The following is a 13,864-nucleotide window of genomic DNA, read 5'->3' on the forward strand; positions in this document are numbered from 1 at the left end:
CTCACCCGACCTGCGCGCCGAGCCCGGCCATGATCGCTCGCCGCTGACCGTGGGACCCTCCGCGCGGCGGCTCCCGACGATGATCGCTGTTTCGGGTCAAAACCTGCGGTTCCACCCGAGGTTTTGACCCGAAACAGCGATCATCGTGGCCGGGTCCGGCGAGGCTTGTCCTCAGTCCTTCGGCGCGGGGCGCCGGACCAGGGCGATGATGTCGAACGGCTGGCCGGCTGCCGGTGCGGCGGCCCGAGGTCACCTCGATGATCGGGTAGCCGGTGGCGGTCACGGCGACGATCGGACCCTCGCCGTCCTCGGTGGCCACGATGTCGCCCAGCCGCACGCCGGCGCCGTCGGCAAGCACCCAGAACGACGGTGCTCTCATGTCTCGCCGCCGAGGTCGGTGCGCAGGCGCGCCAGCACCGCGCGGACGACGCTGGTCGACCTGTTCCAAGCGACCAACTGGGAGAAGTCCCGGGCGACGAGATCCGCGGGAGTCAACTCCCGTGCTCGTTCGTCGGCCCAGCTGGGTCGCGGAAGCCGCTGCCGTTGCATGGTGCCCTCCACGCGTCCGCTGGGCGCCCCGCCGCACCGTAACTCTGTCGAGGCGGCGGGGCGCTGATTACGGGTGGTTTGCCATGGGAGGCCACCCGTTGAGCCGACCTCTGGGGGAAGGCTCGTGCTGCTGGCGAGTTTGCCGACCTGCCAGACACCGTCCTCAGTTTCTGCTAACACTGCTAGCAGTGTCAACCACAACTCTGTGATCAGTGTTGGCAGTGCTAGTAGACGGCTGACCTCAGTCGGTGATTTGATGGCGGGGCCGACCTGCCAGGAGTACATCCATGCCCATCAGCCCGCCGTACGCTGCCAACATCATCGCCGACATCCGACGCCAGATCGCGGCCGGAGAGCTCAAGTCCGGTGATCAGCTGCCAAGCCTGCCCGCGCTCAGGGAGCACTATGGATGCAGCCTGGGCAGTGTGCGCAACGCCCTCGACCGCCTCAAGGCGAGCGGTGAACTGACCTCGCACCAGGGCATCGGCTACTTCGTCCCATAGTCGCCATGACTGCGAACGCGTATCCGCCGCCCACACCCGCCACGCTGCACTGGCTGCGGCGTGTTCTCGGTGTGCCGGTCGCCGCTGTGACTCCGCTGGTCGGCGGGATCGCGCACGCCATCAGCGCCGTCGACACCACCGATGGGCGGCGGTACGCCCTGCGCCGCTGGTGCCGTCCCGGCTGGCAGGTCGAGGACCCGTGGTTCACCCCGGCCAACGAGGTCGCGGCGCTCACCGCCCTTGCCGACACGGGCTTGCCCGTCCCCGAGGTCGTCGCGGTGGACCCGGCGGGCGATCAGACCGACTTCCCCGCCCTGCTGATGACCTGGCTGCCCGGCTCCATGCTGCCGAGCGCCACCCACCGCGCGGCCACCGAACCGCCCCCGTCGGCCGCCATGCTGCGCCAGCTCGTCGACGCGGCCCGCGCCGTGCACGCGGTCGACGGCACGCAGGTCGCCCCGTGGGAGCCGTACGTCATGCTCGAGGAGGCGGAGCCGCCCCGGGCCAGCACGCGGCCGGAGCTGTGGGAACGGGCGTTCACGGCCGGTGCCGCGATCGGTCCGCCGGCCCGGTCCACTCTGCTCCACCGCGACTACCATCCGGGTAACACGCTGTGGCGCGACGGCCGCCTCACCGGCATCGTCGACTGGACCAACGCGTCCCGTGGCCTGCCCGGCTACGACTTCGGCTACCTGCGCGTCAACCTGCTCATCGCGCACGGCCCCGACGCCGCCGACGCCCTGCTCCCGCTGCTCGACGGCCACGACCCGGCCGCCGACCTGCTCGCCTTCCTGGACATGGAGTGGGAGGGCCCGCACGCCGCCCCGCTCCCCGTCATGGAGTCCTACCTGGAACGCCTGCTGTGAAAGGAAGGGCACCTTCCACAACGCCTAGCGATGTGAAGGTGCCCTTCCTTCGCCTGTCAGAGCGGTGCGCCTGCGTCGAGGGCGGTGCGGGCTTCGGCGGCGGGCGGGCCGTCCTGGGCGGCGAGCTGTTCGAGGGCCGCCCGGTATGCCGTCGACAGCGCGTCGGCGGCCGCGACGGGCACGTCCGGGGTGACGCCGACGGTCTCCCAGTTCGTGCCGGAGACAGGGTTGACCGCGCGGGCCACCGAGATCGTCGCCTCCAGGTGCGGGTGCAGGCGGAAGCCCTCGCGCGGGTGCGCGCCGCCGCGGGTCTGCTCGCCGACGACGGTGCCCCGCCCGGTCTGCTGCACGTCGTACGCCAGCGCCTCGCCCCCGGAGAACGTCTTCCCGCTGGTCAGCACATACAGCGGCCGCTCCCGCCCGTACCGGCCACCGGGCACGTGGGCCGAGGTCCACGACTGGCGTACCTGGTCGGTGGCCCGCTCGTACATGCCCGTGATCTGCACCGGCTCGTGGTCCCACAGGTAGCTGAAGAACAGGTTGACCGCCGACGGCTCACCGCCCAGGCAGCCGCGCAGGTCCACGATCAGTGCCTGCACGGGTGCGAGCAGCGTGAACGCGGCGGCATACACGTCACCGACGAGCACCGCCGGGAACAGCACCGGCGTGATCTCCAGCAGCCCGACATCGCCGGGCAGGCGGCGCGCCGTGGCGACGCCGCCGCAGGTGCGCTCGGCCCACTGCGCCATCGCCGCGTACTCGGCCGCGTCGTCGCCGGGGACCTGCTCCGGCTGGGGTTCGGTGTGGTGGAGCAGGCGCAGGTGCTTGTCGCCGTTGACGGACTGCAGGTCGGCGGTGACCGCGGCGGCGAGCGCGGCCGGGTCGGCGGGGTAGCCGTCGCGGTGGGCGGCCAGCCGCGCGGCGATGTCGGCGGCGGCGTCGGGGAAGACGTAGCGCTCCTGCACCAGGGTCCGCAGTCGGTCGACGATCTCGGTCACCTCAGGGGTCTGCATGCCGTTCAGGGAAGCACGCCGCTTGACAAAGCGTCAAGAGTTCTTGACGCTTGACGCATGACATCGCCCGACGAGACGCCCGCCGCCGCATCCGAGGACCCGGCGGTCATGCAGGTGAACGGCCCGGAGCACTACAGGGCCCTCGCGCACCCGATGCGGCACCGGCTGCTGTTCGCGCTGGAGCGTCCGGCGACGATCAGCCGGCTCGCGGCGGTGCTGCGTACCAACAAGGGCAATGTGGCGCACCACCTGAAGGTGCTCGTCGAGGCCGGGTTGGTGCGGCCCGCGGGCACCCGCACCGTGCGCGGCGGCACCGAGCAGTACTACGCCCGCCCGGCCCGCGCCCTGCACTACACCGGCCCCGGCGCCGCCGAGAACACCGCGGTCGCGTTCCAGGCGCTCGGCGCGGAGATCGCCGCCGCCGCGCCGGACCCGTTCCTGGTGCTGCGGCACCTGCGGCTGACCGCCGAGCAGGTCCGCGAACTCACCGCCACGCTGACCGCCCTGGCCGAGGACACTCCTGACGCCGAAGACGACGGCATACGGTATGGCCTGCTGCTGGGCCTCTACCGACCGCACGATCCGGACGGCCCCTCGGATTGATCGACGATCTCTTCATCAGCGTTTTCTCAGCTTGCGGCAGTTGAGGAGGGCAAAGCGCGTAAGGAGAGGTGGTCGTCTACATGAGCGCACAATGGCGTGAGCGGTTGCGGACGGACGTGCCCGCGTCCCTGGTGGTGGTGCTGGTAGCGCTGCCGCTGTCGCTGGGTATCGCGGTGGCGTCGGGCGCCCCGGTGTTGGCGGGGTTGATCAGCGCGGTGATCGGCGGGATCGTGGCCGGTGCGCTGGGCGGGTCGGTGGTGCAGGTCAGCGGCCCGGCGGCCGGGTTGACGCTGATCGTGGCGCAGACCGTGGCCACCTTCGGCTGGCGGGGGGCCTGCGCGATCACCGTCGCGGCGGGGGTGCTGCAACTGGGGCTGGGCGCGTCACGGGTGGCGCGGGCCGCGCTTGCCGTCTCGCCCGCGATCGTGCACGGGATGCTGGCCGGGGTCGGCGTCGTGATCGTCCTGTCCCAGGTGCACGTGCTGCTGGGCGACGCCCCGCAGGCCTCGGCGCTGGCCAACCTGCGGGAGCTGCCCGCCGAGTTGCTGCACAACCACACCCCGGCGGTCTTCGTCGGCGTGCTCACCCTGGTCGTGCTGTGGGGCTGGCGGGCGGTGCCGAGCATCGCGGGGATCGTGCCCGCGCCGCTCGCGGCGATCGTCATCGGCACCGCCGTCGCGGCCGCCACGGGGTGGGATCTGCAGCGGGTGGACATCCCGGACGACATCCTCGCCCTGGACATGGGCCCGGTCTGGCCCGACGCGTCGCCGTCGGTGTTCCTGGCAGCGGTGGGTGCGGTGGCACTGGTCGCCAGCGTCGAGTCGCTGCTGTGCGCGGTCGCGGTGGACCGGATGCACGACGGCCCGCGGGTCAACCTGGACCGCGAGCTGGCCGGGCAGGGCGCGGCCAACATCGTCGCCGGGGCGCTCGGCGGGCTGCCGGTCGCCGGGGTGATCGTGCGCTCGACGACCAACGTCAAGGCCGGTGGCCGGTCGCGGCTGTCGACGGTGCTGCACGGCGTGTGGATCCTGGTGCTGGTGCTCGCCGCCGCTCCGGTGATCGAGCTGATCCCGCTGCCCGCGCTCGCGGCGCTGCTGGTCTACACCGGCGTGCAGATGGTCAACCTGACCCACGCCCAGCAGGTCCACCAGCACCGCGAGATGCCGGTGTACGTGCTGACGATGCTGTCGGTGGTGGTGCTCGGCCTGTTCGAGGGGGTGCTGGTCGGCATGGGGTGCGCGCTGCTGCTGTCGATCTGGCGGCTCACCCACGCGACCGTGCGCGCGTACGCCGACGAGCACGGCTGGCACGTCGCCATCGAGGGCTCGCTGACCTTCCTGGCCGTGCCGCAGCTGACCCGGTCACTGGCCCAGGTGCCTACCGGGGTCGCCGTCGGCGTCGAGCTCAACGCCGACTTCATGGACCACGCCGCGGTCACCGCGCTACACGACTGGCGCACCGCGCACGAGCGCGGCGGGGGCAGCGTCGAGGTGCACGAACTGCACCACAACTGGTACGCCGACGCGATCACCGGCCGCCGCTCGCCCGCCCGCAAGGTCCACCCGACGGCGTGGCTGCTGCCCCGCGTACACCGGGCGGTGCCGCACGGGGCCCGTGAGCGCCTGGCCCGAGGCGCGCGGCTGTTCCACCGGCACGGCGCGCGCCGGGTCGGGCCGCTGCTGGCCGAGCTGGCCCGCACCGGCCAGCAGCCGACGCAGCTGTTCATCACCTGCGCCGACTCGCGCATCGTGACCAGCATGATCACGTCGACCGGGCCCGGTGACCTGTTCACCGTGCGCAACGTCGGCAACCTGGTGCCAAGGCACGACGACGGCGATCACGACGGCAGCGTGCAGGCGGCGATGGACTTCGCGCTGCACGTGCTCCAGGTGCGCACCATCACCGTGTGCGGGCACTCGGGCTGCGGGGCGCTGGCCGCGCTGCTGCGCCCGGCGACCAGTGCGACGCCGATGCCGGACCTGCGCCGGTGGCTGCGCCACGCCCAGCCGAGCCTGCACCGGGGCGGCCTGCCCGAAGGCGACGGCGACCACCTGACCCGGCTCTGCCAGCAGAACGTGGTCCAGCAACTGGAGAACCTGATGACCTATCCAGCGGTGGCCGAGCGCGTCCGGGACGGACGGCTGGAACTGGTCGGCATGTACTTCGACATCGCCACCAGCCGCATCCACCTGCTCGACCCGACGCACAGCAGGTTCACGCCCGTCTCGATCTCGTGACCGTCCGCCGGTCCACGGCGGGCTGACACCACGCCGGGCCGGTGCGGGCATCGCGGAGACATTCCGCGGTGCCCGCACCGGCCCGCTGCGTCGTGCGGGTCAGGCCGTCGCGCCGCTGGTGAACGGCACCCCGCCCGGCTTGTTCGCGCGAAATCGCAGCGCCGGCTGCTCGTCGGTCGCGGTCCAGTAACTGGTGTTCGGCTTGGTCGGCAGCTTCGCGGCGATGGTCTTCTCGCTCATGGTCCGGTTCTCCGGCTCAGGCTTCGGTGGCAGGGGCGTACACCGCGTTGATCACGCCGGTCTTGAACGTCTCGGACGACAGCAGGGTCAGCGGCACCGTCTCGCCGTCGTCGAACAGGCGCTGGCCGTGGCCGACCACGATCGGGTGGATCAGCAGGTGCAACTCGTCGAGCAGGCCGGCCCGCAGCAGCGAGCGCACCAGCACGACGCTGCCGGTGATGCCGAGGTTCGTGCCGGGCTCGGCCTTGAGGGCGCGCAGCTCGTCGAGGTCGCGTACGACGGTGGTGTTCTCCCAGGTCGGGTCCTGCAGGGTGCTGGACACGACGACCTTGCGCTTGCCGTTCATGACGGCCGCGAAGTCGTCCTCGCTCTGCGGCCAGTACGCGGCGAAGCCGTCGTAGGTGGTGCGGCCCAGCAGCATCACGTCCGAGCCTTCCATCAGCGCGCCGACGGCGGCGCCCATGGCGTCGTCGAAGTAGGGGAAGTGCCAGGTGTGGGGGTCCTGGACGACGCCGTCCAGCGACACGAACAGCCCAGCGACGATCTTCCGCATGATGTCCTCCAGCGATGTCAGCGCCGCGCCCCGGTGGCGCGGCTGCTGTCTCACCAACTCAGACGAAGCAGCGTCCGGAAACTCATCGGTTCCGGGAAGAAAAATTTGTCGGCTGCGTAAAACGGCGCTGAACTGCGATGACGGGGACACGGCTAGGCTGCGATGAATCGAGGCGTCGCCGATCGTCCTATCTGGCGAGGTGCCCCGTGCCCGGCTCGCGTCCGGCGGCGGGCGGGTGCGCCGTCAAGGAGGCGAGCGGTGCGCGAGCGGGAGTCGTACGCGGTGCTGGTCCTCGGTCCTTCGCTGGGGGCGGGGGACCTTGCGGCGCTGTGCGCCCGGGTCGACGACGCCCACCGCGACGTGCCGGCGGGCCGCGAGCTGGTGGTGCTCTGCGACGTCGCCGGGCTGGCCCGGCCGGACCTGGCGGGGCTGGACGTGCTGGCCCGGCTGCGCCTGCACACCGGCCGGGCCGGGGGCACGCTGCGGTTGTGGCGGGCCGGACCGCACCTGCGGCTGCTGCTGGAGCTGACCGGCCTGCGCAGCGTGCTGCCGTCGCACCCGGACGGCTCAGCCGACGAGTTCGGCCTCCCGGCCCCGCACGAGCACGGGGGGCAGGCCGAACAGCGGGAACAGCCGCTCGGTGTCGAGGAAGTTGTTGACCCCGGCGATCCGTCCGGCTGAGATCTCCAGGACGATGAGCGCCCACGGATCGTGCCGGTCCGGGTCCTCGGTCGGCCGGTACTGCCCGAAGGCGGGCAGGCCGTTGGCGGCGACGGGCACCAGCCGCGAGCTGCGGCAGCCGGAGCCGAGGCCGAGCATCCAGGCGCTGATGTCGCCGATCCCCCGGAACCAGAGGTCCAGCGGCGGCATGGACAGCGTCGCGTCCTCGTGCAGCAGCGTGGCGAGGGCGTCGAGGTCGTAGCGCTCGAACGCCTCCACGTACCGCGCGAGCAGGGCGGCCTGATCGGCGTCGGTGGGCACGAGTACGTCGGCGTCGGTGGCGCTGACCGCGCTCAGGCTGGCCCGGGCCCGCTGCAGGGCGCTGTTGACCGAGGCGACGGTCAGGCCGAGCAGTTCGGCGGTCTCGGCGGCGCTCCACGCCAGCACCTCGCGCAGGATCAGCACCGCGCGCTGCTTGGGCGCCAGGTGCTGCAGCGCCGCGACGAACGCGAGCCGGACCGACTCGCGGGCGACGGTCAGGTCCGCCGGGTCGGCGGTGTCGGGCAGCAGCCGGTCGTCGGGCGCGGGGCCGACCCACACCGACTCGGCCAGCGGCACCGGCGCGCTGGTGACCCGCTCGGGCGCACCGGCCGAGGCCAGGTCCATCGGGCGGGCCCGGCGCTGCGCGCTGCCGAGCATGTCCAGGCACACGTTGGTGGCGATGCGATACAGCCACGAGCGGACCGCGGAGCGGCCTTCGAACTGGTCGTAGCCCTTCCAGGCGCGGATCAGCGTCTCCTGCACCGCGTCCTCGGCCTCGAACGCCGAACCGAGCATGCGGTAGCAGTAGGCGGTCAGTTCCCGCCGGTGCGCCTCGAGCATCTCCTCCACGCCCGCGAACCTACACCCGCCGCCCGACAACAACCGTCGCCGAGACGGGGTGACGGCGGACCGGTTGCGGGTGTGCGTACGGCCGGGCACGTATTCTTCGGGCGGTGGACAGCCGCGAGATCTGCACGGACCCCCGCCTCACCGACTTCCTGGTCGAGTACCTGGGGCGGTGGACCGAGGCGGACGGGCTGACCGTGGTCGGCAGCCCGGCCCGGACGCTCCCCGGCTGGGACGGCAAGGTCCGCGACGTGGTCGGGGTGTCCACGCCGCGCGGCGGGGTCCTGTCGGTCGCCCCGGACACCGCCGATGCGGTACGCGACGCCGTCCGCACCTGGGACGACGTGGCCGCCCGGCTGCCCGCCGCCCTCGGGCGGCCCGACGCGACCGCCTACCGCGGGGTCTTCCGGTGGACCACCGGCCCCGCCGAGCTGCCCGACGCCGGTGAGTGGGTGCCCGCGCTGGATCCGCGCGTGCCGGAGTGGCTGCACCCGTTCGGCGGTCACGTGCTGATCACGTTCGACGGCGCGGGCCGGTACGCGGCGGGCGTGGGCGTGAAACGGCACAACCCGGCGGGCATGGAGATCTCCGTCGGCACCGAGGAGGCGCACCGAGGCCGCGGGCTGGCCACCGCACTGGTCGCGCAGGCCGCGCGCTGGATCATCGCGCAGGGGGCGGTGCCGATCTACCTGCACGACCCGGAGAACACCGCCTCGGACCGCACCGCGCGCAGCGCCGGGTTCCCAGACCTCGGCTGGCACATCGTCGGCGTCGGCGGCCGCCCGCAGAACGAGCTGCGCTCGGAGCGGTCCACGCCCGCCTGAGTGCGCTGCGGCACAAGGTCGGCCGAGCGGCGTCCCGGCGCGCGGGGCGGGTGGCATCATGCGAATCCGACCCGCAGGGAGCAGATCCATGACCTATGTCGTACGCCGGACCGCGCCGGGGGAGTGGCGTGAGCTGCGCGCACTGCGCCTGGAGGCGCTGCGTGACTCCCCGACGGCCTTCGGCGTCACGTACGCCGACGCCGCCGCGCTGCCCGACGAGGACTGGCGGCAGCAGGCGGAGCTGAACGCGACGTCGGCGACCTCGGCGATGTTCGTCGCCGCCACCGTCGACGGCCACTGGGTGGGCATGACCGGCTGCGCGCCGCTGCCGGACGTCCCCGGGACCTCCTGCCTGCACGGCGTCTACGTGGCGCCCGCGCATCGTGGCGGGCAGGCGGGCCTCGCGGCCCGACTGATGGACGCGGGGATCAGGTGGACCCGCGACAACACCGACGCGGCGTGGCTCACCCTGGGCGTACACGAGGACAACCAGCGCGCGCTGGCCTTCTACCGCCGCATCGGGTTCACCGCGACCGGGAAGATCGTGCCGTACCGCCTCGACCCGGCGAAGAAGCTGCACATCCTGGGCCTGGAGAACTTCCGCCCGGCGGCGGCCCGATGATCACCGCAGGCTGGACCACCCGCCCGGCCTCGGCCGCGGACGTCGAGACGGTAGCGGAGCTGCGGGCCGTGGTGCTGCGGGCCGACCTGGAACGGATCGGGCGCTACGACGAGCACCGGGTGCGCCAGCGGCTGCGGGACAAGTTCGCGGCCGAGCACACGTCGGTGATCGAGGTCGGTGGCGCGTTCGCGGGCTGCGTGACGCTGCGCCCGGCCGAGGACGCCCACTGGCTGGAGAACTTCCTGCTGGCCCCGCACCTGCACGGCCGCGGCGTCGGCACGGCCGTGCTCACCGGCCTGCTGGCGCGGTGCGACCGCGACGGCGTCGCCGTCCGGCTGATCGTGTTGCAGGGCAGCCCGGCCCGGCGGCTGTACGAGCGGCACGGCTTCACCGTCGAGGCCGAGGACGCGTACGACGTGTTCATGCTGCGCAAACCGGCCCGCCCGGACAGCCCCTGACCGCGCGAAAACCATGCGGGGCGCGGCGAGGGACGCGGCTACGATGCGCCGATGGAGCAGACCACGCCGCACACCACGGCCACCCTCGCCGCCGATCTGACCCGACTCGGCCTGGCCCCCGGTGACGTGGTGCTGCTGCACTCGTCCATGAAGAACGTCGGGTTCGTCGCCGGTGGCACGCAGGCCGTCGTGCAGGCGTTCCTCGACGTGCTCGGCCCCGGCGGCACCCTGGTCGTGCCGACCCACACCCCCGACAACACCGACCCGGCCGTATGGCAGCACCCGCCGGTCCCCGAATCATGGTGGCCGGTGATCCGCGAGCAGGCCCCCGGCTTCGACCCGGCGTGCACCCCCAGCCGCTGGATGGGTGTGCTCGCCGAGACGGTCCGCACCTGGCCCGGCGCGAAACGCAGCGGCCATCCGCAGGTCTCCTTCGCCGCGTTCGGCGCGCACGCCGCCGACATCGTCGCCGACCACCCGCTCGACGACGCGCTCGGCGAGCGCTCGCCGCTGGGCGCGGTCTACCGGCTCGACGGCAGGGTGCTGCTGCTGGGCTGCGGGCACGACTCGAACACGTCGCTGCACCTGGCCGAGTGCCGCCAGCAGGAGCCGCCGACGCACCGCACCGGCTCGTCGGTGCGGCGGCCGGACGGCACCAGCCACTGGGTGACCTGGACCGAGGTGGACCCGGACGAGAGCGACTTCACCCAGGTCGGGGACGCTTTCGAGGCCACCGGCGCGATGCGGGTCGGCCCGGTCGGCGGGGCCACGGCGCGCCTGGCCCGGCAGCGGGACCTGGTGGACTTCGCGACCGGCTGGATGGCCGCCCACCGGACCGACGTGAACGAATCGACCGATCATTCCTGATCGGGCATAACTTTTCCCCAGGCCGCCGGTGGGAGGCGGCTCAGGGGAGGAATGCCTGTGTCCGCACCGTCCGAAGCCGCCACCGTGACCGCTACCGTGGCCGCCGCCGAACCGACGTCCGCCGTCGACTCCGTGCTGCCGAAGATGCGCACGATGTGGTGGGAGGAGGGCCTGCGGGCCCGCGCCGACGCCGGGTTGCGCACGCTCGCGCAGGCCCTGCCGCGCCTGGTCGGCACCGCGCTGCGCATCGCCTGGCGCGCCGACCGGGCCCGCACCGCGATCGTGCTGTCCTGCACCGTGCTGGCCGGGGTGATGTCGACCGCGGGGCTGCTCGCCACGCAGCAGGTGCTGGTCGGCCTGTTCTCCGCCGCACCGACGCCCGACCGGGTCGCCACGGCGCTGCCCGCGCTGGTCGTGCTGGCCGGGGCCGCGGCGGTGCGCGCGGGCATGGGCATCGCCACCGGGTACGCCCTCAACGGGCTGACGCCGCGGGTGGACCGGGAGGTGCAGCGGCGGCTGTTCGAGGCGACGACGGCGGTGCGGCTGGACGCGTTCGACGAGGACGCGTTCGCCGACGACATGGAGCGGGCCGCGCGCGGCATGGATTCGGTGATCCGCCTGGTCAACGCGATGATGGCGCTGGCCGCGGGCACGATCGGGGTGCTCGCGGTGGCGGTGGCGCTGGTCGTGGTGCATCCGCTGCTGCTGGGCGCGATGCTGGTCGCCACGGTGCCCAACGCGTGGGCGGCGCTGAAGACCGGGCACCTGGAGTACCGGACGTATCTGGCCGGGTCGGTGCGGCGGCGGCGGATGTGGATCCTCAACCGGCTGATGGCCGACCGGCTGACCGCCGCTGAGCTGCGCGCGTACGGGCTGCGCGGTTTCCTGCTCGGCCAGTACGACACGGTCATGGAGACCGAGACGCGCATCCAGCTCGACCTGGCGCGGCGGGTCACCACGACCAACGCGCTCGGCGCGATGGCGGGCGGCGTCGCGGGGGGCGCGGTGTACGGGTTGCTGGGCTGGCTGCTGCTGGACGGCGCCATCCCGCTGGCGGCCGCGGCGACCGCCGTGATAGCCCTGCAGGCGGCCCGGCACTCGCTGGCCACGGTGACCTACCAGGTGGACGCGCTGTACATGGAGGGGCGGCACTTCGACGACTACACCGGGTTCATGGCGCGGGCCAGGGCGCACGTGCCCGCCACGGACGGCACCCTGCCCGCGGCGGAGCTGGAGGAGCTGCGGGTCGAGGCGGTCAGCCTGAGCTATCCCGACCGGGCGGCCCCCGCGGTCGACGGAGTGTCGCTGGTGGTGCGGGCGGGTCAGACGGTGGCGTTCGTGGGCGAGAACGGCTCCGGCAAGACGACCCTGGCCGCGATCATCGCCGCGCTGCGCGAGCCGTCGGGAGGCACCGTGTCCTGGAATGGCGTGCCGTTCGCCGAACTGGACGCCGACCAGCTGCGCGCCCGGATCACGGTGGTGTCGCAGGACTACTGGAAGTGGCCGTTCACCGCCGAGGTGAACATCCGCCTGGGCGAGGCGGGCGCGCCGGTGTCCCACGAGCGGGTCGAGGCGGCGGCGAGCCGCGCCGTGGCCCACGACATGATCATGCAGTTGCCGTTCGGGTACGACACCCTGCTGGACCGTACGTTCGCCGACGGGCAGGACCTGTCCGGCGGGCAATGGCAGCGCATCACCGCCGCGCGCGGCTTCCTGCGCGACGCGGACCTGCTCATCATGGACGAGCCGTCCTCGGCCCTGGACCCGCGTGCCGAGGACGCCCTGTTCCAGGCGATCCGGGACCGGCAGGGGCGGCGGACCACCATCCTGATCACGCACCGGCTGGCCAACGTCCGCCACGCCGACGCCATCCACGTGCTGCACGAGGGCCGCCTGGTGCAGTCGGGCCGCCACGACGAGCTGATGGCGGCCGGCGGCCGGTACGCGGAGCTGTTCACGATCCAGGCCCACGGTTACCTGGCCGCCGACTGATCTGCTCATATCATGGCAAGGTGGGCGAGGTTCCGGAGGAGACCGTACGCGAGCTGTACACGGCCCTGCCCGAGGAGTTCACGGCCGCCCGGGACGCGGCGGCCGCCGAGGCCCGCGCCGCCGGTCACGCGGCACAGGCCACCGCCATCAAGCGGCTGCGTCGCCCGACCGTCGCCGCGTGGCTGGTCAACCTGCTGGCCCACCGCGCCCCGGACCGCATCGCGGAGCTGACCGCGCTGGCCGACGCCCTGCGCGCCGCCCAGCGGCAGCTGCGCGGCGCTGACCTGCGCACGCTGACCGTGCAGCGGCGCGAGCTGCTGTCTGCCCTGGCCGCCCAGGCCGCCGACCTGGCGGTGCGGGCGCAACCGGCGCTGAGCCCGGCGAAGCTGCCGATGACCGAGGTCGAGCAGACGCTCGCCGCGGCGCTGGCCGACGACGAGGTGGCCGCACAGGTCCGGGCAGGCACGGTCGTCAAAGCCGTGTCGTACACCGGCTTCGGCGCGCCGCCGCCGCCCGGCGACGAACCCGACGACAATGAACCGTCCGTGAGCACCCGCGACCGGGCAGCACGTGCACCCGCGCGCAGGGCCGCGCCCGCACGCCGGCCCGCGCCGACACCACCGTCCCGCCCGGCGCCGCCGCCCCGTCCGGCCACGCCGACGGTGCCGGTCGGGATGCGGCGGGAGCTGGCGGCGGCGCGTGAGGCCGAGCAGGGGGCGCGTGCCGAGGCCGACCGGGCACGGGCCGCCGAGGCGTCGGCTGAGGACGAGCTGACCCAGCTCAGGGACGCGATGGCGGCGCTGGAGGAGCGGCGGGCGCTGCTGCGGCAGGAGGCGAACGGGCGGCGGGCGGCCCGTACGGCGGCGGAACGCGCGCTGGCCGCGGCCGTACGCCGCACCGCGAAGGCGCAGGCGGCGATCGACGCCCGGACCGCCGAGGTTTGACGGCGGCCCCGCCGGGGCCGGTGCGACACAGCAGGAGGAGCGGAC

General features: G+C 73.3%; 17 protein-coding genes. 11 read left to right on the forward strand and 6 right to left on the reverse strand.

Annotation, left to right across the window (positions count from 1 at the left end):
• Nucleotide 1: 1 nt before the first annotated feature.
• Together HAV40_RS22795 and HAV40_RS22800 are read right to left on the reverse strand one after the other, a co-directional pair.
• The gene (locus tag HAV40_RS22795; protein ID WP_166384491.1) at nucleotides 2-358 is read right to left on the reverse strand and encodes a hypothetical protein; all 357 of its coding nucleotides are present in this window, start codon (nucleotides 356-358) and stop codon (nucleotides 2-4) included.
• Nucleotides 359-375: 17 nt separating this feature from the next.
• Complete coding sequence (locus HAV40_RS22800) at nucleotides 376-549, reverse strand: hypothetical protein (protein ID WP_166384493.1); 174 nt, start codon at nucleotides 547-549, stop codon at nucleotides 376-378.
• A gap of 287 nt (nucleotides 550-836) precedes the next feature.
• Between HAV40_RS22800 and HAV40_RS22805 the strand changes: the two genes are divergently transcribed.
• Nucleotides 837-1,052 (forward strand): winged helix-turn-helix domain-containing protein, encoded by a 216-nt coding sequence (locus HAV40_RS22805; RefSeq protein WP_166384495.1) that lies wholly within the window; start codon nucleotides 837-839, stop codon nucleotides 1,050-1,052.
• 5 nt (nucleotides 1,053-1,057) lie between these two features.
• Nucleotides 1,058-1,918, forward strand: a complete 861-nt coding sequence (locus tag HAV40_RS22810; protein ID WP_166384497.1) for a phosphotransferase family protein — start codon at nucleotides 1,058-1,060, stop codon at nucleotides 1,916-1,918.
• Nucleotides 1,919-1,974: 56 nt separating this feature from the next.
• On the opposite strand, the gene HAV40_RS22815 is transcribed toward HAV40_RS22810, so the two are convergent.
• Nucleotides 1,975-2,931: a S41 family peptidase gene (locus HAV40_RS22815; RefSeq protein ID WP_166384499.1), complete on the reverse strand. Its 957-nt coding sequence runs from the start codon at nucleotides 2,929-2,931 to the stop codon at nucleotides 1,975-1,977.
• A 57-nt stretch (nucleotides 2,932-2,988) separates the two neighbouring features.
• On the opposite strand from HAV40_RS22815, the gene HAV40_RS22820 reads away from it, so the two are divergent.
• Nucleotides 2,989-3,534: an ArsR/SmtB family transcription factor gene (locus tag HAV40_RS22820; RefSeq protein ID WP_203672206.1), complete on the forward strand. Its 546-nt coding sequence runs from the start codon at nucleotides 2,989-2,991 to the stop codon at nucleotides 3,532-3,534.
• Between the two features lie 80 nt (nucleotides 3,535-3,614).
• Entirely contained in the window at nucleotides 3,615-5,771 is a 2,157-nt protein-coding gene (locus HAV40_RS22825) for a SulP family inorganic anion transporter (RefSeq protein WP_166384501.1), read from the forward strand.
• Between the two features lie 99 nt (nucleotides 5,772-5,870).
• Here the strand turns inward: HAV40_RS22825 and HAV40_RS22830 are convergent, their stop codons facing one another.
• Together HAV40_RS22830 and HAV40_RS22835 are read right to left on the reverse strand one after the other, a co-directional pair.
• Nucleotides 5,871-6,011, reverse strand: a complete 141-nt coding sequence (locus HAV40_RS22830) for a hypothetical protein (RefSeq protein WP_166384503.1) — start codon at nucleotides 6,009-6,011, stop codon at nucleotides 5,871-5,873.
• A 16-nt stretch (nucleotides 6,012-6,027) separates the two neighbouring features.
• Nucleotides 6,028-6,564 carry a dihydrofolate reductase family protein gene (locus HAV40_RS22835; protein WP_166384505.1) on the reverse strand — a complete coding sequence of 179 codons (537 nt, stop codon included), beginning with the start codon at nucleotides 6,562-6,564 and terminating at the stop codon, nucleotides 6,028-6,030.
• Nucleotides 6,565-6,822: 258 nt separating this feature from the next.
• Here HAV40_RS22835 and HAV40_RS22840 point away from each other — a divergent pair, with 258 nt between their 5' ends.
• The gene (locus HAV40_RS22840) at nucleotides 6,823-7,245 is read left to right on the forward strand and encodes an STAS domain-containing protein (RefSeq protein WP_166384506.1); all 423 of its coding nucleotides are present in this window, start codon (nucleotides 6,823-6,825) and stop codon (nucleotides 7,243-7,245) included.
• On the opposite strand, the gene HAV40_RS22845 is transcribed toward HAV40_RS22840, so the two are convergent.
• Nucleotides 7,132-8,106 (reverse strand): sigma-70 family RNA polymerase sigma factor, encoded by a 975-nt coding sequence (locus HAV40_RS22845; RefSeq protein ID WP_166384606.1) that lies wholly within the window; start codon nucleotides 8,104-8,106, stop codon nucleotides 7,132-7,134. The genes HAV40_RS22840 and HAV40_RS22845 overlap by 114 nt on opposite strands.
• A gap of 113 nt (nucleotides 8,107-8,219) precedes the next feature.
• Between HAV40_RS22845 and HAV40_RS22850 the strand changes: the two genes are divergently transcribed.
• From HAV40_RS22850 to HAV40_RS22875, 6 genes are all read left to right on the forward strand, one after another.
• Nucleotides 8,220-8,936 (forward strand): GNAT family N-acetyltransferase, encoded by a 717-nt coding sequence (locus HAV40_RS22850; RefSeq protein WP_203672204.1) that lies wholly within the window; start codon nucleotides 8,220-8,222, stop codon nucleotides 8,934-8,936.
• An 88-nt stretch (nucleotides 8,937-9,024) separates the two neighbouring features.
• Nucleotides 9,025-9,558, forward strand: coding sequence for a GNAT family N-acetyltransferase (locus HAV40_RS22855; protein WP_166384507.1), 534 nt, complete (start codon nucleotides 9,025-9,027; stop codon nucleotides 9,556-9,558).
• Nucleotides 9,555-10,016: a GNAT family N-acetyltransferase gene (locus tag HAV40_RS38940; protein WP_166384509.1), complete on the forward strand. Its 462-nt coding sequence runs from the start codon at nucleotides 9,555-9,557 to the stop codon at nucleotides 10,014-10,016. The genes HAV40_RS22855 and HAV40_RS38940 overlap by 4 nt, the downstream gene beginning before the upstream one ends.
• Before the next feature lie 51 nt (nucleotides 10,017-10,067).
• A complete protein-coding gene (locus HAV40_RS22865; RefSeq protein ID WP_166384511.1) occupies nucleotides 10,068-10,883 on the forward strand; it encodes an AAC(3) family N-acetyltransferase in 816 nt (271 codons plus the stop codon).
• Nucleotides 10,884-11,027: 144 nt separating this feature from the next.
• Nucleotides 11,028-12,875: an ABC transporter ATP-binding protein gene (locus HAV40_RS22870; RefSeq protein ID WP_409365023.1), complete on the forward strand. Its 1,848-nt coding sequence runs from the start codon at nucleotides 11,028-11,030 to the stop codon at nucleotides 12,873-12,875.
• 20 nt (nucleotides 12,876-12,895) lie between these two features.
• Nucleotides 12,896-13,819, forward strand: a complete 924-nt coding sequence (locus tag HAV40_RS22875) for a hypothetical protein (protein WP_166384513.1) — start codon at nucleotides 12,896-12,898, stop codon at nucleotides 13,817-13,819.
• The last annotated feature ends 45 nt before the right edge of the window (nucleotides 13,820-13,864 follow it).

This window comes from Catellatospora methionotrophica, assembly GCF_011297335.1.
In the GTDB taxonomy this organism is placed as follows: domain Bacteria; phylum Actinomycetota; class Actinomycetes; order Mycobacteriales; family Micromonosporaceae; genus Catellatospora; species Catellatospora methionotrophica.

Excerpts from the sequence above, each read along its gene's own strand:
- HAV40_RS22800 (WP_166384493.1), bottom strand. The coding sequence starts at position 549 with ATGCAACGGCAGCGGCTTCCGCGACCCAGCTGGGCCGACGAACGAGCA.
- HAV40_RS22805 (WP_166384495.1), top strand. The coding sequence starts at position 837 with ATGCCCATCAGCCCGCCGTACGCTGCCAACATCATCGCCGACATCCGA.
- HAV40_RS22810 (WP_166384497.1), top strand. The coding sequence starts at position 1,058 with ATGACTGCGAACGCGTATCCGCCGCCCACACCCGCCACGCTGCACTGG.
- HAV40_RS22815 (WP_166384499.1), bottom strand. The coding sequence starts at position 2,931 with ATGCAGACCCCTGAGGTGACCGAGATCGTCGACCGACTGCGGACCCTG.
- HAV40_RS22820 (WP_203672206.1), top strand. The coding sequence starts at position 2,989 with ATGACATCGCCCGACGAGACGCCCGCCGCCGCATCCGAGGACCCGGCG.
- HAV40_RS22825 (WP_166384501.1), top strand. The coding sequence starts at position 3,615 with ATGAGCGCACAATGGCGTGAGCGGTTGCGGACGGACGTGCCCGCGTCC.
- HAV40_RS22830 (WP_166384503.1), bottom strand. The coding sequence starts at position 6,011 with ATGAGCGAGAAGACCATCGCCGCGAAGCTGCCGACCAAGCCGAACACC.
- HAV40_RS22835 (WP_166384505.1), bottom strand. The coding sequence starts at position 6,564 with ATGCGGAAGATCGTCGCTGGGCTGTTCGTGTCGCTGGACGGCGTCGTC.
- HAV40_RS22845 (WP_166384606.1), bottom strand. The coding sequence starts at position 8,106 with ATGCTCGAGGCGCACCGGCGGGAACTGACCGCCTACTGCTACCGCATG.
- HAV40_RS22855 (WP_166384507.1), top strand. The coding sequence starts at position 9,025 with ATGACCTATGTCGTACGCCGGACCGCGCCGGGGGAGTGGCGTGAGCTG.
- HAV40_RS38940 (WP_166384509.1), top strand. The coding sequence starts at position 9,555 with ATGATCACCGCAGGCTGGACCACCCGCCCGGCCTCGGCCGCGGACGTC.
- HAV40_RS22865 (WP_166384511.1), top strand. The coding sequence starts at position 10,068 with ATGGAGCAGACCACGCCGCACACCACGGCCACCCTCGCCGCCGATCTG.
- HAV40_RS22870 (WP_409365023.1), top strand. The coding sequence starts at position 11,028 with ATGCGCACGATGTGGTGGGAGGAGGGCCTGCGGGCCCGCGCCGACGCC.